Below are 23435 nucleotides of genomic sequence, written 5' to 3'. Positions count from 1 at the left end.
GTCAATGGGAGCCTTCGGGGTGTTGACTCCTGGCCCAATATCCGCGCGCTCAGAGACATATGAACACGGCAACGAGCGTGGTCACGTGGGGATGTGGACTTCCTGTGGCATCTGGCCACAGGAAAGGCCCCCCGGTCGCGATGACCGGAGGGCCGTAAACAGGCTCTCACCTGCTAGTTCCTACTGGTGGGCGCGGACGGTTTCGAACCGCCGACATCTGCTTTGTAAGAGCAGCGCTCTACCCCTGAGCTACGCACCCGTGGATGAGGCAACAGCGTACATGGCGAAGGGGCCCGTCCCGCAAACGCCGGCAGCGAGGCTCATCGGGGCGACTGGCTCGACCGGTGGTCGGCAGGAGTGGTGGTGGGGGGCTATCCCCACCTCGGAAACGGTAGGCGGCCGGATCGTCGAGGGGTTCCGGGCTGCCTAGCGTAGGAGGACATCGGGCGGACCGGACCGAACAGCCCGACACACCAGTCAGAGCAGCAGGGGAACGATCACCATGGCCGCACGCCCGACGCGCACCACCACCATCGCCGCCCGTCGGCGGTCCCGGATCGGACGCGGGCTCGTGGCGCTCGCCGGAGGTGGTGGGTTGTTGTTCGCTCTGGTCGGCTGTGGGAGCGCCGACGCGGATGCGGCTCCGGTAGAGCGCAAGTCGTTTCCCCTGGACGGGGAGTCGTTGACCATCGACAGTGACAACTCCTCCATCAATGTCGTCTCCGATGATGTCAAGGACGTCGAGGTCACCCGGCAGGTCGACGGATGGGTCTTCATCGGCAGTGGGCCGGAACCCTCCTGGAAGATGGTGGACGGGCGGCTTACCCTGCGGCTGGATTGCGATGCTGTGGCCAGCGACTGCCAGGCGCAGCACACGATCAAGGTTCCGCGGGGGGTCGCCGTCACCGTCGAGGACGACAACGGTGGTGTCACCGCTAGTGGTTTCACCACACCGCTGAAGATCAAGTCGGACAACGGCGACATCACCGTGCGTGACTCGTCCGGCGATCTAGCGCTCAGGACCGACAACGGCACGGTGTCCACCCAGGGTGTCTCCGGCAAGCGGATCAAGGCCGAGTCGGACAACGGCGCCGTCAGGATCGCCCTGAAGGCCGGGGCCGTACCGGAGTGGCTGGAGACCGTGTGCGACAACGGGGACATCGACATCAGGCTCCAGCGCGCCGGAGCTCCATACGCCGTGGAGGCCAAGTCCGACAACGGCTCCACCCGGGTGGACGTGCCCACCGACGCCGAGAGTGCCCGGGTGGTGAACGCGCGCAGCGACAACGGATCCGTCAAGATCCGACTGGCCGGATGATCGAAGTCGTGGGGCGTTCGCGAACCATCTGACCCGTGTGTTCGTCATTACCTGGTGGGACAATGAACCAGGTACGGCGACGCAGCACGGGAGAGGGATGTGACGGCGACACAGACGCAGCCGCAGGGAAGAGCGCGTGCGAATGCCGTCCGGGGTGTCCTCGATCTCATCGGGTTGGTGTGGTTGCCGCTGCCGCTCGCGGTCGCCGTGTTGCCCGGTTCGTTCACCGGTGGTGGACAGCGTCGTTGGTTCGGTGGGCGCGCCGAGAGCCAGCGGGCCGAGGCGCAGGCGGCGAAGGACGCCGCGGCAGCCGCCTTCTACGACCTGGACACGGCACAACGCGATCTTCGGATCTCGATCGAGACGATCACGGCGGTGGACGACTCGCCCGCGGCGCAGCGGGCGGTCGCGGAGTTCACGGCGCTCGGTGGACGGATCGACGAGGCGAGCCATCAGTACATCGGCGCCGTCGATGCGCATGATCTTGATCGGGACGATCTGGAGGCCGCCGTCGCCTCCAGGGCTCGTGGTGGTCTCAACCGGGCCAAGGACGAGCTGGTGCGGGTCAAGGCCGAGCTGGATCGGTTCGCCGCCGGGCTGGGGCCGCTGCTCGACAAGGCCGAGACACAGCTCGCGCGGCTCGTTCCGGCCGTGGAGCGGGCGAGGTCCGCGCTGCTGGCTGCGAGCAACGCTCTGGATGCGGTGCGTGAATCGGGGTTCCGGGCGCCTGACCTGGCCGGTCGGCTCGCCAGCCTTGCGCCGGAGCTCACCAAGCTCAACCAGGGCGCGGGGCAGCACGGCGTCGCGGAGACCATCCACCGGGCGGACCGGGTGCTGCGTGACGCCGAGTCCGTGCGGGCGGAGGCAGAGCGGCTTCCCGAGCGGGCCGCGGAGATCGACAAGCGTCTGGTCTCGTTGCGGACGAGGGCCCAGGCCCTGACCACGCGGGCCGAGTCCGTCGAGCCGATCCTGAGCGAGTTGCGGCGACGGTTCTCCGCGGAGTGCTGGCAGGACCTCCAGCCCGTCCCCGATCAGGCCGCGCGGAACATCCACCAGGCCGAGGAGAAGCTCAGCGAGGCCGCGAAGGCCCGGGACGAGCAGCGCTGGCCGGATGCCACGGCGTTGCTCAGTACCGTCCGTGCCCTGCTGAACACCACTGACGAGGCGGTTTCCGCCGCTGGTGAGCGGCTTCAGCGGCTCAATGCGGTCGCCGAGGATCCGCAGCAGGAGATCGATCGCACGCGCTTCGCCGTGCGGGACGCCCAGCGGCTCGCGATGGCCGGTCGCAACACCCCGGACGTCCGTCATGCGCGCCCGCTCGACGAGGCCGTGGCCCGGCTTCAGCGGGCCGTCGATTCGCTCTCCGGCCGCCACCCCGACTACTGGCACTTCCTGACCGAGACGGAAGCGGTGCGGCGTACCGCGGCTCGGGTCGTCGAGCAGATCCGTGAGGAGCGCGGCTCCGGGACCGGCTGAGCCGGGTCGCAGTTGTCCGGGGCGGGCCGCTGGCGGATGCTTGGTGGTACGGGTACGTACTCAAGGAGGCCGGACATGGCCGCACACGTACTGCATCGCAAGGATTCCCGTTCGCGCCGGGTCCGGTTCGACGAGCACCTTCCGGTGGATCACCGGCTGAGCCGCGTCTACCGTGTGGGCGCCGGGCTGATGGGTCTGTTGTTGCTGGTCTTCGGCATTCTGGGCTTGATCGACAAGATCGGCTTCTTCGACACCCAGGGCGACACGGTCGCCGGGTTGAACACCAACGGTGCGCTGAGCGTGCTGTCCATCTGCGTCGGAGTGCTGCTGTTCGTCGGCATGGTCGTCGGCGGCAATTTCGCCTCGACGCTGAACATGGTGCTCGGCGTTGCGTTCATCGGGAGCGGTTTCATCAATCTGGCGCTGTTGGACACCAGCTTCAACCCGCTGGCGTTCGAGATCCAGAACGTGCTGTTCAGTTTTGTCGTCGGTGTGCTGCTGATGTTCTTCGGCATGTACGGGAGGGTTAGTTCGACGCTGCCGCACGACAATCCCTACTGGCGGGCCAGACATCCCGAGCAGCGCGGACCCAGCGCGGACATGGCAGCGACCACGCCTGATGCCGCGGACGCCCTGGCCCGGTCGAGGGCCGAAGGGGGCCATGGACCGACCGCGTAGCCTGAGCACATGCCTCGTTACGATTTCCGCTGCCGCAGTTGTGGCGACACCTTCGAAGTGAACCGGCCCATGGCCCAGTCCTCCGATCCGGCGAGTTGTCCTGCCGGGCACGAGGACACCGTGAAGCTGCTGTCGACCGTCGCCGTGGGAGGGACCTCCGCGGCACCCGCACCGCAGTCGGGCGGCGGCGGTGGCGGTGGGTGCTGCGGCGGGGGCTGCTGCGGCTGACCAGCGCCTCCTCGGACCCGTACGACCCGTCGGAAAGCATCACCCGGCACCTTGGCACGTACGATCCGCGCCAAGGTGCCAAAGTGCCAAGGTGCCGACGTGCCCGCTGAAGCTGCTGTCCGTCGGCGCGTGACCCGCGGCGCGGTCCTTGCGTTCACCGTGGCATGACCGATCTTTCCGAAGTCCTTGAAGAACTCGTCCAAGAGCCGGGGGAGCCGTTGCCGCTGCTCACCGCCGGTGAGGCGCGGGCCGTCGTCGTGCTTCTCGGTCTGCTGGCTCAGGCCGGGACCGATGAGGGTGGTGTGGCCGCGGAGTTGCGGGATCGGATCGCCCGACGGGTCGGGTGAGGGAGAACTGCCTTAGAGGAGCTAACACAATGCCTGGACTCGTCTGTAGGTGATCACGCAGCAGGCGAGTTTCAGGAACGCTTCGTGGATGTCGTCGCGGATGTCCCAGCGGATCCGTAGCCGTCGGAAGCCATGAATCCAAGCGTTCGTGCGCTCGACGACCCACCGAACAGTGCCTAGGCCGGAGCCGTGGGGCACGCCCCGGCGAGCGATGACTGGTTTGATGCCGCGCTTCCACAGCAGTCGGCGGTACTTGTCGTAGTCGTAGCCTCGGTCGGCGAACAGCTGCCGGGGACGGTGGCGTGGCCGGCCGGTGGTCCCGCGGATGCGGGGGATCGCGTCGAGTAGGGGCAGTAGCTGGGTGACGTCGTGGCGGTTTCCGCCGGTCAGGGTGATGGCAAGCGGTGTGCCGACGGCATCGGTGATGATGTGGTGCTTCGAGCCGGGCCGGGCGCGGTCGACCGGGCTCGGCCCGGTTTTGGGCCGCCCCGACGGGCTTGGCGGTGCGAGCCGTCGATCACCGCCCGGGACCAGTCCAGCTTCCCCGCGCGATGCAGTTCGGTGAGAAGCAGCTGGTGCAGCCGGTCCCAGACACCGGCCTCGTGCCAGTCCCGCAGCCTCCGCCAGCACGTCATTCCGGAGCCGAACCCGAGCTCCTGCGGCAGCCACTCCCACTGGATCCCGGTGTGCAGCACGAACAAGATGCCCTGCAGGCAACCGCGGTCATCAAGCGGCAGCCGCCCCGGGTTGCACGACCGGCGCTGCCTGACCGGCAGCAGCGGCTCGACCCGCATCCACAGGTCGTCCGACACCACCCACGGCGGACCATTCCCCTTCCCCATACCCCGCCCAACGATCCGCCAGGGGAAGAGGACATGGCTTCCACCACAGCTTTCTGTTAGCTCCTCTTAGTTACTGCGCGAGTCCGTGGCGACAACCCACACCGTCACCAGGGCCAGCGCTGCCCAGAGCACCCAGAGCCAGATCGGGGTGGTGACCAGGAGCGTGGTGGCGGCGAGGGCGATCAGGCTGGCCAGTGTGCACAGGACGAGTCGGTTCGTCGTTGCCGTCATCGGTGGTCCTCCGGGGTGAGACGGGGCGGGTGCTTGTGCAGCCGGGTGCTTCGGGAGGAGTTTCCCAAGAGTGCCCGCCCGGCGCAGCGGTCCGCGGCAACGGGCGTCCTGGCCACCCTGTGGTGGTACCCCGTGTCATCGTGAAATCGCGTCCGGCTCCGGCGCTGCACTGTTCGGCATCGCCCTGTTCACTGTGCCCCTGCGCCAGGTGCAGAGCTGTGAGGGCTCTCTGCCGGCCTGCCACCCGGAAGAAGAACCGGGCGCGCCTCAGCGGGACTTCATAAAGCGCGGGACCACCACCGTGACGAGGGCGACGACACCGCCGCTCGTGGCCGCCCATAGATCGTCCGTCAGCAGGTATCCGATGCCCGTGCAGACGAGTGCGATGACGACCCCGCCGAGGTAGTCGGCCATATCGAGCTCCTTGGGGCCGGTGGCGATGCTGAAGCCCCGTGGGCCTCACCGGTGAATGCTCTCAGGTGAATGCGGGGCGGTGGGGCGGAGCGTTCCCCGCCGTGGACGGTCGTTTGGTGTCGGGCAGGGGGCACCTCGCAGTGCGGGTGCCTCCCAGGGCGACCAGGGCTGCCTAGAGTCCTGCCGAACGCTCTCCGTCGGGGGTGGGGAGTGGGCACGTCGATCGTGCCGTCGTACGGGAGCGAGGGGAGTTGGCGGTGATCGGTCGTGGTCGCCTTCGGGCGGGGGCCGTCACGGGCCTTGTGCTGTTGCTCTACGGCGGGGTCTGGTTCCTCGGCGGACTCTCCATCGCCGACCTTGCGCGCCACCCAGTCGGCTCGCTCTATCTGACGCCCGACACCGAGCCCTCCAACGGGACTCCGGGGCTGCTCTGGGCCTCCTTCGTCGCCCTGTTCCTCGGTCCGATGGTCCATGGGTCGGCGCGGTCGGCGCTCGCGCACGGGTGGGGTGGGACGCCAGCCTCGGTGGTGCCGTTGGCCGTCTTCGGTACGAGTGTCGGTACCGGGTTCTGTCTCGGGGCCGGTGCCTTGTGGGTGCTGGCACCCGACCCGGGCACTGACGTCGATGGCGCGGGCCGTCGTGGTGTGTCCTGGGGGCCGGGGGAGTGGGCGGCATGGACCGCACAGTGGTGGGCACCCCTGCTGCTGCTCGCGTTCGTCGTCGTACGGATCCTCGTCATCGTGGCGGCCTCGGCCCGTGAGTCCCATCGGGAGGCCCGTGCCCACGAGGTCATGGCCGGCGGAGTGTGCACGACCGGGCGAGTCATCGAGGTGTCGGAGACGGGGACGGAGGTGGGGGGCAGGCCGCGGATCCGGTTCGTCGTCGTGTTCACGGACCGTGGTGGTACGGATCGCAGGGTCACCCGCTACGAGTTGTTCGACCGGTCATGCGTCCCGCAGGTGCGGGATGGTGTCACCGTCTGGTTCGACCCCGAGGACCCGGATGATCACGATGCGATCAGTGTGGCTGGCGTCCCCGCAATGGGCGGTGGATCACCCGCTCGGGAGAAGTAGCCGGGTACCGCACCGAGTGCGGCAAGGCGGTGAACGCCCCACGTGCGCGATCTCATGATCGTATGGTTTTCACTGGCGCGCTGTGGCATGGCCGGGTGCGCCGAAGACCGGGCCCGGGCTCCACGGTCGGGCCGACGAGCGGTGTGGAACGAGGACGGATCTCCGATGACCACCGGATGTGTGAGCGCGTCACCAGCGGCGCCGGGTCGGCTTCGATGAGCGGCCCCTGGGCGCCGGATGCGCCGGGTGTGCTGCGGTTGCCCTCCGGGAGGACCATCCGCGGGCGTGGTCTGCGACGGCCGCTGCCCGACGGGGACACCCCGGACTTCGCCGTGTACCTGCTGGGGCGGCAGCCACCCGAGGTGGCCTGGCAGTCCCGCTGGCTGCCGTGGCCCGACTTCCGGCTGCCGCGCGATCGTGAGCTGGCCCGACAGCTCTTCGCCGAGCTGTGGGAGCGTGCAGCGCATGAGCGGGTGGAGGTCGCCTGCGAGGGCGGTCGGGGGCGGACCGGGACGGCGCTCGCCTGTGTGGCGGTCCTCGACGGTTGTCCCCCCGAGGAGGCGGTCGCCTTCGTACGCGCAGGCTATGACCGACATGCAGTGGAAACACCGTGGCAGCGTAGATATGTACGGAATTTTCCTGTGCTGCCCCACGCATCGAGTCCCAGAGAGGCAGACTGAAAGCATGTGCCGCAGTATCAAGACCCTCCGCCCACCGGTCCTGCCCGACGAGGCGACCGAGGACGATGTGCGCGCCGCCGCACTTCAGTACGTCCGCAAGGTGTCCGGTTTCCGGGCGCCGGCCGAGCACAACCGTGAGGTTTTCGACCGGGCCGTCGACGAGATAGCCGAAGCGACGCAGAAGCTGCTCGACGGGTTGGAGATCAGAGGGGCTAAACCGTCTCGGGAGCGGGCTGCCGCGTCGGACGCCGCATGACGAACGCGGCGAGTGCGCCTGCTCCGAACAACGCGAGCACGGAGATCGCCGCGCCGACCCAACTGGCGCCCAGCCACTGGCCGCCGAAGTAGCCGAGGCCCACGCTGTAGCCAGCCCAGGCCACTCCCGCCAGCGCCGACCAGGGAAGGAACTCCTTCACCTTGCGGTGTGCCGTGCCGGCCGCGAGGGAGACCAGCGAGCGTCCTGCGGGTGCGAAGCGGGCGATCACGACGAGTGCGCCGCCACCGCGGTTGAGCGCGGTGCCGAGTTTGGCCTGCGCCTTGGTGAGCCGTCGTGACTTGGCGATGGCCCGGTCGAAGCGGTCACCGCCGCGGCGCGCGAGCCGGTAGGCGACCAGATCGCCGACCACGGAAGCCGTGGCTGCGCAGAGGATCAGGATCAGGAGCGAGGGCACCTCGTGCGGCACCTTTTCGGCCGCTCCGGCGACCTTGGTGGCCGTAGTGGAACCGGCCGCGGCGGCTGCGGTGGCCGCGGCGATCACCAGTACTCCGCTCGGGAGCACCGGGAGGAACACATCGAGCAGTACGGACAAACCGATGATCGCGTAGATCCAAGGGCTGCCGGTCAGGAACCCCAGACTTTCCAGCACCTTGTCTCTCCCCGATTCCCCGTTTAGTGAGCCTGCCGCTACGTACTGTGGTCGTTGGCGCGCGGCAGTAACAGCTGTACAGCGTACGCGGGAAGTCCCCCTTTTGATCACTCGGGGCCCAACGTTGTTGTGATCATCACTTTCTGTCTGGATTCAGACCCGTGGGCATGATGTCAACAGCGCCTAAAGCCTCACTTGAAGAGGCCGTAGGCGCTGCTGAAATCGATGGTGCGAAGGCGGATTCAGGTGGGGGGCACCGCCCTGGCCGCTCGGCCTCGTCGTGGCCGAGTATGTGGTCCTTCCTTAGGCGGTGGCTGCTTTCCGCTGGTGTTCGCTGTCCTGGTCCCGTGCGGTCACGCGTGTTTCACCGCGAGAGCCGAGCAGTTGGTCCACGGCGAATGCGCCAGGGCCGGTGAAGACCAGCAGGAGGAAGGCCCAGCAGAAGAAGGCCGACGCCTCCCCGGCGTTCTCCAGCGGGAACAGGCCCTCGGGCTGGTGGACCTTGAAGTACGCGTATGCCATCGAGCCCGAGCAGATGAAAGCGGCGCTGCGGGTCAGTGCGCCGATGAGCACCAGTCCGCCGCCGACGAGTTGGATCACCGCCGCGTACCAGCCGGGCCAGGTGCCGGCTTCGATGGTGCCTCCGCCGTGCGCCCCGCCGAGTACGCCGAAGAGGGAGGCGGCGCCGTGGCAGGCGAACAGCAGTCCTATGACGATGCGGAAGAGGCCCAGTGCGTACGGCTGGGACTGATCGAGCTTGGTGCTCAATGAGTTCTGAGTCATGGGGGGACTCCGTGTGTGGGGGGACGGGAACCTATCGACCCAAGTAAGGCAGTCCTAAAATGTACTTGCAAGTTCAACATTCGATTTTCGGATGTTTCTCATACAACTCTCATTCGCGTGGACGCCGAGCGCTCGACGGGCCCAACTCCCTTTCATCCACAGTCAGTAGACGAGCGGCACCGCGGGCGTCCGCGTCCCGTGCGGTCGGCTGCCCCGTCCGGGCCTGTTCCAATCTCAGCCGTGCCGAGCGTCCGCGCAGCGTCAGGGTCATCAACTGATTCCCGAACCAGGGCCCGCCCGACCGGGACCAGTGCACCGGCGGCCTCCCGGTCCGCCCGTGGCGTGCCAGCACGTGTCCCAGCCGCCGCCCCAAGCGGCTCCAACCGAAGTGGAAGCCCAGCTGGATCATCCTGGGGATGGAGTTGTGCACGGGGGAGCAGGTCAGTTGGTACACCCGGGCGTCCGGATCTCCCGCACCGCGCCAGTCCGGCTCCGCCACATATGCGTGGTGCACGTCCCCGGAGAGCACGCAGATCGTCGCCGGGGCGTGGTCGCCCGTGCCGACCTCGGCCACCAGGGCGGTCAGTTCGTCGAAGGAGCGCGGGAAGGCCGCCCAGTGCTCCAGGTCGGCCCCGCGCCGCAGCCGTTCGCCGAACCGTGCCCAACGGGCTCCGCGTTCGCCCCGGCACAGTGCCGCGTTCCAGCTCTCCGTGTCATGGATGAGGGGCGGCAGCAGCCAGGGCAGCGAGGTGCCGATGAGGAGGTGGTCGTACGGCCCCACCGCCGTCGGTCCCTCCGTCGCCAGTGGCTCCGTCGCCAGTGGCCCCGCGGCCGTGGTCGCGCCCGCCGCCTCGCGCAGGCCGTCCAGCGCCTGGTCCCTGACCCAGCGGGCCTCATCCGGGTCGAGCATGGCCCGATGCTGTTCTTCGAGGACCCGAGCCGCCCGGGTGTCCACCATGAGCAGCCGCGTACGGTCGAAGTCGCGGCGGTAGCTCCAGCGGGTGGAGAGCGGATCGTCGTCCGCCCGTACCGCGAACTCGCGCAGCGTGGCGGTGCCGTCGGCCGCCGATGTGACGGCGGCGAACAGCCCGTCCGACTCCAGTTCCTTCGGTGGGAGATTGCCGAGGTGCTGGTAGACCCAGTACGACATCAGTCCGCTGACGACACGCTCCCGCCACCACGGGAGGGTGCGCATCTCCGCCAGCCAGGCGGCGCTGGTGTTCCAGTCGTCGATCAGGTCGTGATCGTCGAAGATCATGCAGCTGGGGACGGTGGAGAGCAGCCAGCGCACCTCCGGGTCGAGCCAGGACTCGTCGTAGAGCCGGGTGTACTCCTCATAGTCGGTGACCTCGGCGCCGGGAGCCTCGTCGAGGTCGCGCCGCTCGGCGAGCCAGGCTCGGGTCGCCTCGGACGTCTCGTCCGCGTACACCTGATCGCCGAGGAGGAGCAGGACATCCGGGCGCGGTCCGCTCGGGTCGGCGGCGATCCGGGCGGCCAGGGTGTCGAGTGCGTCCGGGCCTACGGGGTCGTGCTCGTCCGCGGGCGCCGCGGCCCAGCGGCAGGACCCGAACGAGACGGTGACACCGGTCGAGGACTCCGGGGGCGTGGTGATGGTCGACGGGGGGAAGGGCGAGTCCGTCAGCGGCCAGACCCGCGCACCGTCCAGCAGGACTTCGTACGGGGTACTGGTGCCGGGCGTCAGTCCGCGGACCGTCACCAGCGCGTAGTGGTGGCCGGCGATCGCGAAGGTGGGGCCGGAGCCCTGGGAGCCGTCCGCGCCGATGACCTCGACCGTGCACGCGCGGTCGGTCTCGACCCAGACCGTCGCATGGTCCTTGGTCTCCCAGTCGACGTACCGCAGCAGTGGTCCCAGTCGAAGCCCCGCCGGATCGGCCATGGCTGTCCTCCTCCTCCGTCGCCCCGTACGGTACGGAACGACGGAGGGATACGGACAGGGGTTCGGCCGTGCATGCGTCCGGTGTCCACCGGGTGACACACGGTCTTGATGTGGTTGCCGGGGTCAGCAGCCACCCAGGACCGACTGGAGCGCGCTCTTTTCGGCCGTGTCCACGCTCATGCCGTACGTGTGCTTCACCTGGACCCACATCCGCACATAGACACAGCGGTACGCGGTGCGCGGCGGTAGCCATTCGGCCGGGTCCTTGTCGCCCTTCGCCTGGTTGACGTTGTCGGTGACCGCGATCAGCTGTGGGCCGGTGAGGTCATTGGCGAACGACTGTCGGCGGGCCGTGGTCCAACTGCTTGCGCCGGATCGCCATGCCTCGGCGAGCGGCACGATGTGGTCGATGTCCACGTCGGAGGCCGCCGTCCAGGTCGCCCCGTCGAACTCCGAGTACCAGGTGCCGCTGACCGCGGCGCAGCTGGCGTTCTGCACCACGTTGCGGCCGTCGCGCTTGAGGACGACCTCGCGGGTGTTGCAGCTGCCCGACTGGGTGATCCAGTGCGGGAACCTGTCCCGGCTGTAACCGCTGGAGCTGCCTTCGGCGCGCACGGTGAGCTGGCCGAGGTAGGTGCGGGCGGTGGTGGCGTTCACCGGCGTGGGCGGGGCGGCCTGGGCCGGGGGTGCGGTCGTCAGGAGACTCGCGAGGGCGAGCGCCCCCGCCGAACCGAGCAGTGCCGCACGGGAGGGGCGGCGCGAGCGACGCGCGTAGAAGAAGGACATGCGAACTCCCTTGAGCATGGGGGGCCTCGACCGGAGGGTGCGGCCGGGTGGGGCGTCCGGGTGGTGCGGGGACGGACGTCCGCACTTCAGCCTGACGACATGCCCACGTCAAATCAAGGGTTGATGCACCGCCAGCAGAGGTGAGCCGGCGTAGGGTTGGCGCGTGCTGCTGCCGGTCAATGTCACCTTCGGGGCTGTTCTGGCCGTACTGCTCGCCGTGGCGGCGACCGTTGCCGCACTCGCCCATCTCGGACGCTCGCGCGACATCGTCATCGCCGGAGTCCGGGCAGCCGCCCAACTCGCCGTCGTCTCCCTGGTCATCGGCGCGGTCGTGCGCTCGCTGCCCCTGCTGCTCGCCTTCGTCGCGCTGATGTACGCCGTCGCCGTACGCACCGCTGGCCGGCGCATCACCCCCAACGCCACCTGGTGGTGGGCCGCACTGCCGATCGCGGCCGGGGTCTTCCCCGTGGTGGGAGCGCTGCTGCTGACCGGACTCGTACCACTGAAGGGCATCGCGCTCATTCCCGTCGCGGGCATCCTGATCGGCGGCGCGCTCACGGCGACGGTGCTGGCGGGGCGACGGGCCCTGGATGAGCTCGGCCTGCGCCACGGCGAGGTCGAGGCGGGCATGGCGCTGGGGCTGCTGGACCGGGACGCCCGTCTGGAGATCGCCAGGACGCCCGCCGCAGAAGCTTTGCTACCGGGACTCGACCAGACCCGGACCGTGGGGCTCGTCACACTTCCCGGTGCTTTCGTGGGAATGCTCCTGGGGGGCGCATCGCCGCTGCTTGCAGGTGCCGTACAGCTGTTCGTCCTGGTGGGGCTGATGGCGGTGCAGTCGGTCGCGGTGGCGGTGGTGCTGGAGCTGGTCGCCCGGGGAGCGGTCCACCGGGAGGCACAGGAGTGAGCTCACCGAGGGCCGTGACGTACCCTGGGGAGAGCAGAAGGGGAGTAGCTCTTCGCCGGAACGTCGACATACTGCCGGGCCCTGGGCCTGGCCGGCGCCCGGAGGCGGTTCCCGGTCCATCGGTCCGGTATCCGCCAGCGAGACCTTCGGCCGCAGTGTCCTACCGACGCTGCCGTGCCGAAGCGACCCCTGGAGCGGTATAGGTCTCTCGGCGCGGGCAGCCCGACCGATAGAGGAACCATCCGTGATCAGCTTCACCATCATGGCGATCACGTTCGGCGTTGTTTTCCTGGCCGAACTCCCCGACAAAACTGCACTCGCAGGACTGATGCTCGGCACGCGCTACCGGGCCTCCTATGTCTTCGTCGGTGTCGCCGCCGCCTTCGCCGTGCACGTGGCACTGGCCATCGCAGCGGGCTCCGTGCTCACCCTGCTGCCCCAACGCCTGGTGCAGGCCGTCGTCGGCATCCTGTTCCTCGCGGGAGCGCTGATCCTGCTCCTGAAGAAGAACGACGACGAGGAGGAGAACATCAAGGCCCCCGCCGACCAGTCGTTCTGGAAGGTGTCCGGGGCCGGGTTCATGCTGATCCTGGTGGCCGAGTTCGGCGATCTCACCCAGATCATGACGGCCAACCTGGCCGCCCGCTACGACGACCCCGTGTCGGTGGGCCTGGGTGCGGTGTTGGCGCTCTGGGCGGTGGCGGGCATCGGCATCCTGGGCGGGCGGACCCTGATGAAGTACGTACCGCTGCGGTTGATCACCAAGATCGCGGCCTGTCTGATGCTGGCGCTGGCCGGTTTCAGTCTCTATGAGGCGCTCATGGGGTGACGCCCCTTGCCACCACCACGGCCCCGGGGCCACCGAGCGTTCGGTGGCCCCGGGGCCGTGGTGCGCCTCGACACCGACCAGAAGGAGCCATCACGCCGTGATCGGCCTCGTCGACGAGTCGGCCCCTCGTTGTCGTGGACTGCGGCGCAGCCCGCCGCATCCGCAGTCTCACCGCGAGGAAACGCGTGCCAACAGTCCCGTGCTGGGCACTACCCGAGCGCGTCCAGGAGTTCGCGCTCACGCGCGGCGCTCAGCCCCGCGCGCCGCTCCCTGTCCAGGCCCTGTTCCCGTTCCCACCGCAAGGTGTCGGCCAACACTTCCGCCCTGGGGCGATGCCGCAACCCGGCCCGCTCCGCCGCGGCGCCACTCCGCGCCGACCAGCCTTCCCACCCCGGCTTAACCAGCCACAACGGCAAGGACTGCGGCCCCATGTACTCGGCCACCCCCTGCGCCAGCAGCCAGGCGGGATCGGCGGTGACCACCCGGCCGCCATGTCCGCCTGCGACACGGGACAACTCGATCCATTCGTCGAAGGGCAGGACCGGACCGACCGCGTCGAAGATGCCGGTCGTCCTCGCCTCCGCGGCATCCAGCAGCCAGGCCACCAGGTCCCGTACATCGACCACCTGGGTCGGCAGATCGGGTGCGTGCGGCACCAGCATCGGCCCGCGCGGATCCCGGGCGGCACGGGCCGCCCAGTAGCCGGACCGGCCGCTGTGATCGCCGGGGCCACCGATCAGTCCGGCGCGCGCCACGAGCAACCGATCGCCCACCGCATCGGTCGAGGCCCGCTCACAGGTGACCTTCGCCTCGCCGTACGCCTCTCGACCTGCGGAGCTCAGGTCGGTGGGGGCGAGGAGCGCCGCGGACTCGTCGGCGCCCGGGACGGCGTGCGACGCATAGGCGCTGATCGAGGAGACGTACGTCCAGTGCCGTGCCCGGTCTGCCAAGAAGGCGAGTGCATCGCGGACGAACCCGGGCTGCCACGACACCTCCACGACCGCGTCCCAGGTGCGGTCCAGCAGGGCGTGGTACGCCGAAGGGTCACCCCGATCGGCGCCGATCAGGGTGGCGCCCTCGGCGACGGGGCCGCTTCCACCGCGGGCGAGGCACGTCACCCGATGTCCGCGCGCAAGCGCCTGCCGGGACAACTCCCGCCCCACCCATGCCGTACCGCCCAATACGAGGATCTCCATCGCGCCAGTCAAACACCGCCGACCTCGGACGGGAACGGGAATCTGCCGCCAGCAGAGCCGGCGTGCGGTCCCCCGCCACTCCGCTTGATCCAGCCGCCAACGGACGATCAAATTCCGGTGTGCTGGCCGAAATCCGCCTGTGACGTGCAGGTTTCCGTACAGCCACAGTGTGCTGCGCGAGGCAACCGCCCACCAGCGTTCCCCGTCCTCCGACAACGAGGACCTCAGGCGTTCCTGGGGTGCTCGGGCACGATCGATGAGGAGGAGGACCACCTTGAACCGTGTCTCGCGCAGGGTGACGGCCGCACTTGCGGTGATCGCTCTTGCGGTGGGGGTACCGGGACTGGCGCACGCCGCACCGGGGACGACACAACCGCAACGACCCACCGATCTCATATCCCCGGCACCGCCGGGCAGTCCGGGGCAACTCCCCGACGGCTGGCGGATAACCGGCACGGGCACCGAGAGGCAATTGGTCTGGACGTCGTCCGCACCGGTGCCCGTGGGGAACGCCCGTATCGAGTTCTACGCCGGGGACCGCTTCCTCGGCATTCCTGTTCCAACGAAGGACCAGCGCAGCTTCGCGCTCGACCTGGAGGGAATCCGGATCGGAGCGTCCGAGGAGCTCAAGGTCCTCGCCGCCGGCCGGCGCCTCGACGCCGCCGCAACGCCCGAGAGCCCCGACGCCCGCCGCTCCGCCGCTCCGACGAAGCCGGCCACGCCCCTCCCGGCGAACCCGGTCGACCCCGGTGTCCCCGGCAAGTACCGCACCACGAGTGGCGAGTACGCCCTCAACTCGGTACGGCTGCCCGGCTACGCCAGCCCGATCGAGATGCGCGCCACGGTCGTCTCACCGACCGACGCCCCCGGTCGCAGGCCGCTCGCCCTCTTCCTCCACGGCCGCCACTTCACCTGCTACGACGCCAAGGGCGAGATCAGCATGTCCTGGCCGTGCGAGACCGGCTTCAAGGCGGTGCCGAGCTATCGCGGCTATCTCCACGACCAGAAACTCCTGGCCTCCCAGGGCTATGTCACGGTGTCCATCTCCGCCAACGGCATCAACGCGCAGGACGCGATGGCGAACGACGCCGGCGCCCAGGCCCGCTCCTCGCTGGTGCGCTTGCACCTCGCCCGCTGGGCCCAGTGGGGCACCGCCCCGTCCAAGGCGCCGGCCGCCGTACGGGCCGCTGCGCCCGCCGATCTCAACCGGGTGCTGCTCGTCGGTCACTCCCGAGGCGGCGAAGGCGTCAACCGGGCCGCGCTCGACAGCCGGTTCAAGCCACCGGCCGCGGAGGACGGATACCAGGGCCCGGTGCGCTGGCGCATCCGGGGCACGGTCCTCATCGGTCCCACGATCTTCGGCCAGAACCCGGCGCCCGATGTGCCCTCCATGACGATCCTTCCCGGCTGTGACGGCGATGTGTCCAACCTCCAGGGCCAGATGTACGCGGACGGCACCCGCGGCACCGGCCGGGGAACCTCCCTGCACAGCTCGGTCTACGTCATCGGCGCCAACCACAACTACTTCAACACCGAGTGGACGCCGGGACAGGCCGAGGCGCCTGCCGACGACGACTTCTACCCTCCGGAGCCCGGCGAGAAGCCGGATGCCGTGTGTGCGCTGGGCACATCGGCCCACCGGCTGACGGCGACCCAGCAGCAGTCCGCGGGCTCCACCTACATCGCCGCGGCGGCCCGACTGTTCGTCGCGGGTGATGACCGGGTCCGTCCGCTGCTGGACGGCTCCAACCGGCGCGCTCCCTCGGCGGACCCCGCTCGGGTGCTCACGCACGCGGTCGGCGGCCATCGCGCGCCCGTCATCCTGCCGGACGCATCGGTCGCCGTCACCGGTGGTCGACTGTGCAACCAGGTCGACCACCGGGTGAAGACGGCCTGCCTCAGTGGCCGTGAGCCCGGCGGCTCGCCGCACTTCGTGGGGTTCGTGGCCTCGCCCGAGCCGGGCCGCCAGTCCATCGCCCTGAAGTGGACGAAGGCGGGCTCACCGGTCCGGATGACTCCCGCGCGGCCGGTCTCCGTCTCCGGTGCCGAGTCGCTGGCGCTGCGGCTGATCGTGCCGCCCAACACCACCGGCACCAAGGTCGACATCACGGTGACCGACACCGCGGGTCGCAAGGCGACCCTCGGGCGGGCCACCGTCGACGGGCTGCCGGGCACGAACCGGACCTTCGCGCACTGGGGGCGCGAGGTCCGCGTACCGCTGACCGCGGCGGTGAAGGCCGGACTGAACCTCAAGCAGGTGAAGACCCTGGAGCTCACTCCGCGATCCACCTCCGGGCGGGCCTGGCTGGTGGACGCCTGGGGCTGGCGCCCGGGCACCCCTGCGGTGGCGCCCGTCGCACTGCCGCGGGTGGACCTCGGTGAACTGCGGGTCAAGGAGGGCAACTCGGGGGAGCGTACCTATCTGATTCCGGCGAAGGTCTCCGGCAAGGGCAGCGGCCAGGTCCGACTGTTCATCAGGGACCTGCTCACCGAGAAGCTCACCACCAGGACGGTCACGGTTACGGCCGGCACCAACTCGATCAACGTCCCGGTCAAGGTGAAGGGCAACACCCGCTACGGGTACGACAGGTGGCACACGGTGGCGGCCAAGGCGGTGCGGGGAGCCGCCATCGGCTCCTACTCCGGGGGCCTGACCGTGCTGGACGACGACCCGATGCCCAAGATCACGGTCACGCCCGTCGCGAATCGGGTGACCGAGGGCGGAGTGCTGAAGTGGCGGGTCTCCCTCTCCGAGGTCGCCGACGCCGATGTGGTGACCGGGTTCTCCTTCCAGCCGGTGGCCAGCGGACCGACGCTGTCCACGCTCGACGTCGACCCGGCGTGGATCAACCGGCAGTTCGGACGGTTGCCCACTCCGGAGCGGTCACTGTTCAACGTTGCGGACGATCCGTGGCTGGCGGCCGACATCCCCGCGGGCAAGAAGACCGCCGAGGTGACGGTGCCCACCATCACGGACACGGTGACCGAAGCTGAGGAGGCCACGCGGCTCAGGTTCTTCCACTACGACCGCGACTGGAACCAGAAGCCCGGTGCGTACTGCATCGGCAAGGTGAAGGACGCTTCGTAACATCGGATGTGAGTCGGACATGAGCAGCATGGCCGAGGACCGGGGCTGACCCGGGGATCGAGCCGCACAGTGCCCCAGGTCCCTAGGGACCTGGGGCACTGTGCGTGACCGACGGCGGTCCCCACGGCCGGCCGCCTGCCCCGGGGCAGGTGTGTCCCGTGCGACCGAGGACCGGAGTGGGGCCGCCTCGGCTCAGCCCGTGGCGCGGATGTCGACGATGGTGATCAGACCGTCCTGGACCGTCACCCCAAGCTCAGTGAGGTCGGTGACCTGGAGGTCGGGGCCCAGCGCCTCGGCGCGTTCGCCCACGCCCACCACCCGCATGCCCGCCGCCCGAGCGGCGAGGATTCCCGCCTCGGAGTCCTCGAAGACCACGCACTCCGCCGCACTGAACCCCAACTCCGCTGCGCCCTTCACAAAGCCCTCCGGATCGGGCTTGCTGGCGCTCACGTCCTCGGCGGTCACCCGAACGTCCGGCATCGACAGCCCGGCGGCGGCCATCCTCGCTTCGGCCAGTGGCCGGTCCGCCGACGTCACCAGGGCGTGCGGTGCGCTGGCGATCGCCGTGAGGAACGCCAGGGCCCCCGGTACCGGTATGACCCCGTCCATGTCGGCGGTCTCGCGCTCCAGCATCACCGCGTTCTCGGCGTGGTTCTCCGCCATCGGGCGGTCCGGCAGCAGTTCCGCCATGGTGGCGTAGCCCTGCCGGCCGTGGACGACCTTCAGTGCCTGCTCGGGGTCCAGACCGTGCTCCTGCGCCCACAGCCGCCAGTGGCGCTCCACCACCGCATCCGAGTTCACGAGGGTGCCGTCCATGTCGAGCAGCAGGGCCCGGGCGGTCAGGGTGGTGGTGCGTGCCGGCATTCGGTGTACTCCGTGCTCCGTAGCGGTGATGGGGATGGGTGAGATGGCACGACTCGGCGTCCCCGCTGGGGGGAGTGGTCGAAGTCGATTTTGTTTACTCATGATACAAAGCGGCCCTCCCGTCCGCCACCCCCGGCCCAACCCCGCAGGCCAGATGCGCTCACACCCACCACGATGGGAAGGACGCGGACCCTGAGGAGAACGCATGGCTCAGGAAGTGAGCACCACACCCACGAGCCCGGCGCCCGGTGAAGGCCAGAACCGCCGGCAGGTGCTGGTCGCCATCGGCGCGCTCCTGCTCGGTCTGCTGCTGGCCGCACTCGACCAGACCATCGTCTCCACCGCCCTGCCCACGATCGTCAGCGAACTCGGCGGCCTCGACCACCTCTCCTGGGTGGTCACCGCCTACATGCTCGCCTCCACAGCGGCCACCCCGCTGTGGGGCAAGCTGGGCGACCAGTACGGTCGCAAGAAGCTGTTCCAGTCGGCGATCGTCATCTTCCTCATCGGCTCGGCGCTCTGCGGCGTGGCCCAGAACATGGCCCAGCTCATCGGCTTCCGCGCACTCCAGGGCCTGGGCGGCGGCGGGCTGATAGTCCTCTCGATGGCGATCGTCGGCGACATCGTCTCGCCCCGCGAACGCGGCAAGTACCAAGGACTGTTCGGTGCGGTCTTCGGCACCACCAGCGTGCTCGGCCCCCTCCTCGGCGGATTCTTCACCGAGCACCTCAGCTGGCGTTGGGTCTTCTACATCAATCTGCCCATCGGAGTGGTGGCACTCTGCGTCATCGCCACCGTGCTCCACATCCCCGCGCGCCCCACCCGGCACACCATCGACTACCTGGGCACCTTCCTCATCGCCTCGGTCGCCACCTGTCTGGTCCTCGTCGCCTCACTCGGCGGCACTACCTGGGGCTGGGGCTCTCCGCAGATCATCTCGCTCGCCGTACTCGGAGCCGTGCTCCTCGTCCTGTTCGTCCTGGTGGAGCGCAGGGCCGTGGAGCCCGTGCTCCCGCTGAAGCTGTTCCACATCCGCACCTTCAGCCTGGTCGCGGTCATCAGCTTCGTGGTGGGCTTCGCCATGTTCGGCGCGATGACCTATCTACCGACGTTCCTCCAGATCGTGCAGGGCGTCACCCCCACCATGTCCGGCGTCCATATGCTGCCCATGGTGCTGGGACTGCTGATCGCCTCCACCGCCTCCGGGCAGATCGTCAGCCGCACCGGACGCTGGAAGGTCTTCCCCATCGCCGGCACCGGCATCACCGCGATCGGGCTGCTGCTGTTGCACCGGCTCACCGAGTTCAGCTCCACCTGGGAGATGAGCGCGTACTTCTTCGTCTTCGGCACCGGCCTCGGCCTGGTCATGCAGGTACTGGTCCTGGTGGTGCAGAACTCCGTGCCCTACGAGGACCTGGGGGTTGCCACCTCCGGTGCCACCTTCTTCCGCTCCATCGGCGCGTCCTTCGGTGTGGCCATCTTCGGCACGATCTTCACCAGCAGGCTCGAACGCAAGCTCACCGCAGCCCTGCGCGGCCAGGACGTACCGCCGGGCGCCCGGGCCGGTGACCTGGCCGCCGACCCCCGTACCATCGCCGAACTCCCCGCCGGGTTGCGCGCATCGGCGCTACACGCCTTCGCGTCCTCCATCACCGACGTCTTCCTCTACGCGGTGCCGGTCGTCCTCGTCGCCTTCATCACCGCCTGGTTCCTCAAGGAGGACCGGCTTCGCGGCTCGGTCACCGCCCCGGAACCCAGCCAGACCCTCGCCTCCAACCCCGTACAGCGCTCGTCCCACGAGGAGGTCGCCCGGGCCCTGTCCGTGCTCGGCTCCCGAGAGGGCAGACGCCATGTGTACGAGAAGATCACCCAACGCGCGGGCTATGACCTGCTGCCCGCCTCCAGTTGGCTGCTGCTGCGCATCCGCCGCCACGGAACCGTCGAACCGGGCGCACTCGCCGACACCACCCCCGTACCGCTGACCGTGATCACCGATGCCTCCCGCCAGTTGGAGGAACGCGAACTCGCCCATCGGGAAGGCGTACAACTGCTGCTCACCGAGAAGGGGTTGGAGACGGCCGTACGTCTAGCGAAGGCCCGCGAAGAGTCCTTGGCCGACCTGCTGGGGGACTGGTGGGGGCCCGATCGCCCCACCGACCTGGTGCAACTGGTCGAGGAGTTGAACGCCGAACTCTGCGGATCGGACGGGGAACGCCCCCACGGCCCGGGCCCGAGGGGCGACCACCGCGCACCCTGAGCCACACGGGCGACTCACAGCTCCTTGCCGTACCAGACGTCCATGTAGGGGCCGGTGCAGTACGCGGGTATCTCCCGGTAGCTCTGTCGGAGGTAGAGGCGTCGCGCCTCGACGAGGTCGAGCCGGGTGTTGAGGACCATGCGCCGCGCACCGAGCGCGCGGGCCTCCTCCTCCAACGCCGCCAGCAGCAGCCGCCCACCCTGCCGGCCGCGGTACGCGGGCCGCAGATAGACCCGGGTGAGCTCGGCCCGCTCGGCATCCAGCATCTGCACACCGCCACAGGCCGCCGCGACCCGCCCCAACCGTCCCACCATGAACTGCCCGGTGGGCGGGACGAGCAGTTCGACACCGTCTCCGCTGAGCCCTTCGGCCATCTCCGCAGGGGTCGCCGGCCGCTGCCAGTAGCGACCTGCGACCTCTGCGTAGTAGTCGTGGCGCAGGCTGCTGGCGGCGGGCGAGTCAAAAGCTTCGGCGGTGAAGGACCAAGACGTCATGCCCCTCTGTACCTCGTCTCCCGGGCCGCTGGCCAGCGATTTTCACCTCGGGCGCGGGCGGCAGATCGTACGGATCGTACGGATGAGGCCGCGCTGCCCGGGAGCTTTCGGCAGCGGCTAGCTCTCGGCGCCCGAAGACCGCGGCGCGGCCGTCTGGACGACCTCGAAGGACCATACGGTCGACCCGGTGGCGGCCGGCTTGCGCGCCTCGCCCTCCGTCCCGCCCTGGCCGTGTGCACTGCGCATCGAACCCGACATCCACGCCTCGAAGTCCGCCTCACTGCGCCAGCGGGTGTAGACGAGGTACTGATCGGTGCCCTCGACCGGGCGCAGCAACTCGAACCACTCGAAACCATCGGCGCCCTCCACGGCACCGGCCCGGGACGCGAACCGCTTCTCCAGCACCTCACGCTGCTCGGCGGGGACGGTCAGAACGTTGATCTTTACGACGCTGGGCACAGGACACCTCTCAAGAAGTACAGGCCGGGCACCGCACCTGGCCTTCGATCACATGGGTGCAGTCTGCTACATGCCTCGGTCAAGGCGCCGTGAGGGTGAGGGCAGGCCGTCCAGGGCGCACCTCACGACGGGGCGATCGTCCCGAAGCGGCTGGCCCATGGGCCTCGGGCACTCCACAGTTGCCGATCCACACTGGCTGAAACCGTCGACCGTTGGGTTCCGTCTGCGAGGGCGAGGCCCGTCCGCGCTCTGCCCCCTGACCTGGCAAGGAACACACCCGTGTTTACCGCGATCTTCCAGAACCACTACGGCTACTTAGCCACCCTCGTGCTCATAGCCCTCCTCCTGGGGGGTGCCGCATGGTGGATCTTCCGTCGGTTGGGCAACCCCCACGCGGGGTGGTGGGCCGGGCTTGTCGCCACGATCACCGGTGTGCTCGGTGTCACCTTCATGGGCAGCGGCAGGGCCAGCGGCCAGTGCGTCATCAACCATGACTTCACCCAGCCCTTCCAAGCGACGCAGGGGCTGTGGAACCTCGCCATGACGGTCCCGCTCGGGCTCTTCGCCCTGCTGGCCTCGCGCCGACCGTTGCCTGCGCTCGTGGGCGTTGTGGCGCTGCCCCTGGCCATCGAGTTCACCCAGGCCGAGGTGAGCGGTCTGGGGCGGGTGTGCGACAGCTCGGACGCCCAGATGAACATCCTGGGTGGCCTGGTGGGACTGGCGGTCGCCGCCTTCGTCATCGCCAGGCGGACGCCGCTCGACTGGCGCGCCGGTACGAAGGCGTCGCTGATCGCCTCCGCGGTGCTGCTGGCGCTGGGGGCCGGTGTGGCCCGCCCGATGCTGACCTTCTCGCACGTGGACGGCACGGGTCTGTCGGCTGCGGACTCCGGGCAAGTGCGGGCCGTGGAGCAGGTGGTGGAAGAGGCGTTCGGTGATCGGTATGCGCTGGGCCGGGTGCAGGACCAGCCGTGTGTGGGGGCGCCGTGCAGGAACGTCGTCTTCGTCCTGCTCAGCCGGGACAAACGGCACCCGAAGGCGTTCAGCAACGGCACTCTGTCCTGGCCGGACAAGAAGCACCTGAACGTGCTCCTGAAGGACAGCGACCGTCCCAGCGTCATGGGGTACCCCGTCCCGGGGGCGAAGGCGCCGTCCAATGAACGGGAGGCATACGGCATCGCGCAGTCGTACATGCGCGAGCGCTACCCGTGGGGTGCGGACGCTGTCGAGCACAAGACATATCCGGTGGGCGGGAAGGCGGAGCTGGGGTGGATGACCAGTTGGCGCTGGGTCCACAACGATGTGCTGATGCCGAGGATGCTGGATGTGCAGGTCGACAGGACCGGGCACGTCTCACAGGTGGATGTGACGCTCGGTCCCAAGCGATTGACGCTCGACAAGGCGAAGCTGAGCGCAGAGCAGGCTGAGAAGGCGGCGCGGGCCGCGATGATCGCCCGGCTCGGCCCCCGCGGAGAAGGCATCGAGGACGATCTCCGAGGCGATGCGTTCACGCTCAAAGCGGTCGAACGGAAGGGCATCTGGCGTCCCGAGTGGTTGGTCAACCTGTCGATCGGCGCGCCCGTGCCCGACCCCGACCCTGATGCTTCACAGACGACGGAACTGTGGCGCGTGGACGCTGTGACAGGACAGGTGTACGACAGCGCCGATGTCGCGGTGAAGGCTGATTGAGTCGGCCCGACGCCTCCGGGCCGAAGCATCGGAAGG

24 protein-coding genes and 1 tRNA gene are annotated in these 23435 nt (G+C 69.1%); 13 read left to right on the top strand and 12 right to left on the bottom strand.

Annotated features, from left to right (window positions below; translation table 11 throughout):
* Nucleotides 1-184: 184 nt before the first annotated feature.
* Nucleotides 185-259, bottom strand: a tRNA-Val gene (locus tag OID54_RS12225).
* Nucleotides 260-502: 243 nt separating this feature from the next.
* On the opposite strand from OID54_RS12225, the gene OID54_RS12220 reads away from it, so the two are divergent.
* The 5 genes from OID54_RS12220 to OID54_RS12200 all read left to right on the top strand — a co-directional run bounded on the left by OID54_RS12220 (nt 503) and on the right by OID54_RS12200 (nt 4047).
* Nucleotides 503-1318 carry a DUF4097 family beta strand repeat-containing protein gene (locus OID54_RS12220; RefSeq protein WP_329018164.1) on the top strand — a complete coding sequence of 272 codons (816 nt, stop codon included), beginning with the start codon at nt 503-505 and terminating at the stop codon, nt 1316-1318.
* A gap of 99 nt (nt 1319-1417) precedes the next feature.
* A complete protein-coding gene (locus tag OID54_RS12215) occupies nt 1418-2794 on the top strand; it encodes a hypothetical protein (RefSeq protein ID WP_329018162.1) in 1377 nt (458 codons plus the stop codon).
* Between the two features lie 75 nt (nt 2795-2869).
* Nucleotides 2870-3472 (top strand): DUF4383 domain-containing protein, encoded by a 603-nt coding sequence (locus OID54_RS12210; protein ID WP_329018160.1) that lies wholly within the window; start codon nt 2870-2872, stop codon nt 3470-3472.
* A gap of 9 nt (nt 3473-3481) precedes the next feature.
* Nucleotides 3482-3700, top strand: a complete 219-nt coding sequence (locus OID54_RS12205; RefSeq protein ID WP_329018156.1) for an FmdB family zinc ribbon protein — start codon at nt 3482-3484, stop codon at nt 3698-3700.
* A 164-nt stretch (nt 3701-3864) separates the two neighbouring features.
* Nucleotides 3865-4047: a hypothetical protein gene (locus tag OID54_RS12200; RefSeq protein WP_329018153.1), complete on the top strand. Its 183-nt coding sequence runs from the start codon at nt 3865-3867 to the stop codon at nt 4045-4047.
* 21 nt (nt 4048-4068) lie between these two features.
* Here OID54_RS12200 and OID54_RS12195 read toward each other — a convergent pair.
* From OID54_RS12195 to OID54_RS12185, 3 genes are all read right to left on the bottom strand, one after another.
* A protein-coding gene (locus OID54_RS12195) for an IS5 family transposase (RefSeq protein WP_329013717.1) occupies nt 4069-4889 on the bottom strand; the annotation gives its coding sequence in 2 pieces (ribosomal slippage) (nt 4069-4529 and nt 4529-4889; 822 coding nt in all).
* A 66-nt stretch (nt 4890-4955) separates the two neighbouring features.
* Nucleotides 4956-5120, bottom strand: coding sequence for a hypothetical protein (locus OID54_RS12190; protein WP_329018150.1), 165 nt, complete (start codon nt 5118-5120; stop codon nt 4956-4958).
* A 267-nt stretch (nt 5121-5387) separates the two neighbouring features.
* The gene (locus OID54_RS12185) at nt 5388-5534 is read right to left on the bottom strand and encodes a hypothetical protein (protein ID WP_329018146.1); all 147 of its coding nucleotides are present in this window, start codon (nt 5532-5534) and stop codon (nt 5388-5390) included.
* Nucleotides 5535-5791: 257 nt separating this feature from the next.
* Between OID54_RS12185 and OID54_RS12180 the strand changes: the two genes are divergently transcribed.
* From OID54_RS12180 to OID54_RS12170, 3 genes are all read left to right on the top strand, one after another.
* Nucleotides 5792-6607 (top strand): DUF3592 domain-containing protein, encoded by an 816-nt coding sequence (locus tag OID54_RS12180; RefSeq protein WP_329018144.1) that lies wholly within the window; start codon nt 5792-5794, stop codon nt 6605-6607.
* 215 nt (nt 6608-6822) lie between these two features.
* Nucleotides 6823-7287 (top strand): protein-tyrosine phosphatase family protein, encoded by a 465-nt coding sequence (locus OID54_RS12175; protein ID WP_329027446.1) that lies wholly within the window; start codon nt 6823-6825, stop codon nt 7285-7287.
* 4 nt (nt 7288-7291) lie between these two features.
* Nucleotides 7292-7543, top strand: a complete 252-nt coding sequence (locus tag OID54_RS12170) for a DUF2277 domain-containing protein (RefSeq protein WP_329018141.1) — start codon at nt 7292-7294, stop codon at nt 7541-7543.
* Here the strand turns inward: OID54_RS12170 and OID54_RS12165 are convergent.
* The 4 genes from OID54_RS12165 to OID54_RS12150 all read right to left on the bottom strand — a co-directional run bounded on the left by OID54_RS12165 (nt 7500) and on the right by OID54_RS12150 (nt 11619).
* Complete coding sequence (locus OID54_RS12165; protein ID WP_329018139.1) at nt 7500-8153, bottom strand: DedA family protein; 654 nt, start codon at nt 8151-8153, stop codon at nt 7500-7502. The genes OID54_RS12170 and OID54_RS12165 overlap by 44 nt on opposite strands.
* Before the next feature lie 303 nt (nt 8154-8456).
* A complete protein-coding gene (locus tag OID54_RS12160) occupies nt 8457-8921 on the bottom strand; it encodes a DoxX family protein (RefSeq protein WP_329027445.1) in 465 nt (154 codons plus the stop codon).
* Nucleotides 8922-9045: 124 nt separating this feature from the next.
* The gene (locus OID54_RS12155) at nt 9046-10833 is read right to left on the bottom strand and encodes an alkaline phosphatase D family protein (RefSeq protein WP_329018136.1); all 1788 of its coding nucleotides are present in this window, start codon (nt 10831-10833) and stop codon (nt 9046-9048) included.
* Between the two features lie 123 nt (nt 10834-10956).
* The gene (locus OID54_RS12150) at nt 10957-11619 is read right to left on the bottom strand and encodes an HNH endonuclease family protein (protein WP_329018134.1); all 663 of its coding nucleotides are present in this window, start codon (nt 11617-11619) and stop codon (nt 10957-10959) included.
* A gap of 163 nt (nt 11620-11782) precedes the next feature.
* Between OID54_RS12150 and OID54_RS12145 the strand changes: the two genes are divergently transcribed.
* Nucleotides 11783-12526: an ABC transporter permease gene (locus OID54_RS12145; RefSeq protein WP_329018131.1), complete on the top strand. Its 744-nt coding sequence runs from the start codon at nt 11783-11785 to the stop codon at nt 12524-12526.
* Nucleotides 12527-12770: 244 nt separating this feature from the next.
* Nucleotides 12771-13355: a TMEM165/GDT1 family protein gene (locus OID54_RS12140; RefSeq protein ID WP_329018128.1), complete on the top strand. Its 585-nt coding sequence runs from the start codon at nt 12771-12773 to the stop codon at nt 13353-13355.
* Nucleotides 13356-13564: 209 nt separating this feature from the next.
* Here the strand turns inward: OID54_RS12140 and OID54_RS12135 are convergent, their stop codons facing one another.
* Nucleotides 13565-14551 (bottom strand): NAD-dependent epimerase/dehydratase family protein, encoded by a 987-nt coding sequence (locus OID54_RS12135; protein WP_329018125.1) that lies wholly within the window; start codon nt 14549-14551, stop codon nt 13565-13567.
* Between the two features lie 274 nt (nt 14552-14825).
* On the opposite strand from OID54_RS12135, the gene OID54_RS12130 reads away from it, so the two are divergent.
* A complete protein-coding gene (locus OID54_RS12130; RefSeq protein ID WP_329018122.1) occupies nt 14826-17639 on the top strand; it encodes a hypothetical protein in 2814 nt (937 codons plus the stop codon).
* Between the two features lie 192 nt (nt 17640-17831).
* Here the strand turns inward: OID54_RS12130 and OID54_RS12125 are convergent, their stop codons facing one another.
* On the bottom strand, nt 17832-18503 hold the full coding sequence (locus tag OID54_RS12125) for an HAD-IA family hydrolase (protein ID WP_329018119.1): 672 nt from the start codon (nt 18501-18503) through the stop codon (nt 17832-17834).
* A 205-nt stretch (nt 18504-18708) separates the two neighbouring features.
* On the opposite strand from OID54_RS12125, the gene OID54_RS12120 reads away from it, so the two are divergent.
* Nucleotides 18709-20760, top strand: coding sequence for an MFS transporter (locus OID54_RS12120; protein ID WP_329018116.1), 2052 nt, complete (start codon nt 18709-18711; stop codon nt 20758-20760).
* Between the two features lie 14 nt (nt 20761-20774).
* Here OID54_RS12120 and OID54_RS12115 read toward each other — a convergent pair whose 3' ends face one another.
* Together OID54_RS12115 and OID54_RS12110 are read right to left on the bottom strand one after the other, a co-directional pair.
* A complete protein-coding gene (locus OID54_RS12115) occupies nt 20775-21254 on the bottom strand; it encodes a GNAT family N-acetyltransferase (protein ID WP_329018114.1) in 480 nt (159 codons plus the stop codon).
* A 117-nt stretch (nt 21255-21371) separates the two neighbouring features.
* Nucleotides 21372-21713, bottom strand: a complete 342-nt coding sequence (locus tag OID54_RS12110) for an antibiotic biosynthesis monooxygenase family protein (protein ID WP_329018111.1) — start codon at nt 21711-21713, stop codon at nt 21372-21374.
* A gap of 279 nt (nt 21714-21992) precedes the next feature.
* Here OID54_RS12110 and OID54_RS12105 point away from each other — a divergent pair, with 279 nt between their 5' ends.
* Nucleotides 21993-23399, top strand: a complete 1407-nt coding sequence (locus OID54_RS12105; protein ID WP_329018108.1) for a VanZ family protein — start codon at nt 21993-21995, stop codon at nt 23397-23399.
* The last annotated feature ends 36 nt before the right edge of the window (nt 23400-23435 follow it).

The sequence above is a fragment of the Streptomyces sp. NBC_00690 genome (genome assembly GCF_036226685.1).
Lineage (GTDB): Bacteria > Actinomycetota > Actinomycetes > Streptomycetales > Streptomycetaceae > Streptomyces.
This window is presented reverse-complemented; position numbering and strand designations above follow the sequence as displayed.

Coding starts and splice junctions, on each gene's coding strand:
- OID54_RS12150 (WP_329018134.1), bottom strand. CDS start 11,619: ATGTCCTTCTTCTACGCGCGTCGCTCGCGCCGCCCCTCCCGTGCGGCA.
- OID54_RS12185 (WP_329018146.1), bottom strand. CDS start 5,534: ATGGCCGACTACCTCGGCGGGGTCGTCATCGCACTCGTCTGCACGGGC.
- OID54_RS12190 (WP_329018150.1), bottom strand. CDS start 5,120: ATGACGGCAACGACGAACCGACTCGTCCTGTGCACACTGGCCAGCCTG.
- OID54_RS12175 (WP_329027446.1), top strand. CDS start 6,823: ATGAGCGGCCCCTGGGCGCCGGATGCGCCGGGTGTGCTGCGGTTGCCC.
- OID54_RS12135 (WP_329018125.1), bottom strand. CDS start 14,551: ATGGAGATCCTCGTATTGGGCGGTACGGCATGGGTGGGGCGGGAGTTG.
- OID54_RS12210 (WP_329018160.1), top strand. CDS start 2,870: ATGGCCGCACACGTACTGCATCGCAAGGATTCCCGTTCGCGCCGGGTC.
- OID54_RS12220 (WP_329018164.1), top strand. CDS start 503: ATGGCCGCACGCCCGACGCGCACCACCACCATCGCCGCCCGTCGGCGG.
- OID54_RS12115 (WP_329018114.1), bottom strand. CDS start 21,254: ATGACGTCTTGGTCCTTCACCGCCGAAGCTTTTGACTCGCCCGCCGCC.
- OID54_RS12200 (WP_329018153.1), top strand. CDS start 3,865: ATGACCGATCTTTCCGAAGTCCTTGAAGAACTCGTCCAAGAGCCGGGG.
- OID54_RS12170 (WP_329018141.1), top strand. CDS start 7,292: ATGTGCCGCAGTATCAAGACCCTCCGCCCACCGGTCCTGCCCGACGAG.
- OID54_RS12125 (WP_329018119.1), bottom strand. CDS start 18,503: ATGCCGGCACGCACCACCACCCTGACCGCCCGGGCCCTGCTGCTCGAC.
- OID54_RS12120 (WP_329018116.1), top strand. CDS start 18,709: ATGGCTCAGGAAGTGAGCACCACACCCACGAGCCCGGCGCCCGGTGAA.
- OID54_RS12205 (WP_329018156.1), top strand. CDS start 3,482: ATGCCTCGTTACGATTTCCGCTGCCGCAGTTGTGGCGACACCTTCGAA.
- OID54_RS12155 (WP_329018136.1), bottom strand. CDS start 10,833: ATGGCCGATCCGGCGGGGCTTCGACTGGGACCACTGCTGCGGTACGTC.